Origin of the sequence: Nostoc sp. UIC 10607 (assembly GCF_047228265.1) — a bacterium.
Taxonomy (GTDB): Bacteria; Cyanobacteriota; Cyanobacteriia; order Cyanobacteriales; family Nostocaceae; genus Nostoc; species Nostoc foliaceum_A.
On record NZ_JBIQNW010000210.1, the window covers coordinates 1 to 905 of the forward strand.

At 48.1% G+C, this 905-nt stretch carries 1 protein-coding gene; it reads right to left on the minus strand.

Going from position 1 to position 905, the window contains the following annotated elements; all coding sequences use genetic code 11:
- The coding region (locus tag ACEYW6_RS36440) for a WD40 repeat domain-containing protein (RefSeq protein ID WP_412983644.1) at window positions 1–905 on the minus strand (905 nt) is incomplete at both ends.

The following is a 905-nucleotide window of genomic DNA, read 5'->3' on the forward strand; positions in this document are numbered from 1 at the left end:
TGACCTTGGAGAGTTTGTAACAGTTGCCCATTGCGATTCCACAGGTTCACCGTGTTGTCATAACTGGCAGAGGCAATGGTTTGACTGTTGGGGCTAAATGCCACACCCAAAACCGAACTTCTATGACCTTGGAGAGTTTGTAACAGTTGCCTGTTAAGATTCCACAGCTTCACCGTCTTGTCATAACTGGCAGAGGCAATGGTTTGACCGTCGGGGCTAAATGCCACGCTATTAACCGAACTGCTATGACCTTGGAGAGTTTGTAACAGTTGCCCATTGCGATTCCACAGGTTCACCGTGTTGTCTGAACTGGCAGAGGCAATGGTTTGACCATCGGGGCTAAATGCCACGCTATTAACTGAATCGCTATGACCTTGGAGAGTTTGTAACAGTTGACCGTTGCGATTCCACAGGTTCACCGCGTTGTCATAACTAGCAGAGGCAATGGTTTGACCGTCGGGGCTAAATGCCACGCTCAAAACTGAATTGCTATGACCTTGGAGAGTTTGTAACAGTTGACCGTTGCGATTCCACAGGTTCACCGTCTTGTCTGAGCTGGCAGAGGCAATGGTTTGACCATCGGGGCTAAATGCCACGCTCAAAACTGAATTGCTATGACCTTGGAGAGTTTTTAACAGTTGACCGTTGCGATTCCACAGGTTCACCGTGTTGTCATAACTAGCAGAGGCAATGGTTTGACCATCGGGGCTAAATGCCACGCCCAAAACCAAACTGTTATGACCTTGGAGAGTTTTTAACAGTTGACCGTTGCGATTCCACAGCTTCACCGTCTTGTCTAAACTGGCAGAAGCAATGGTTTGACCATCGGGGCTAAATGCCACGCTATTAACTGAATCGCTATGACCTTGGAGAGTTTGTAACAGTTGCCCATTGCGATTCCACAG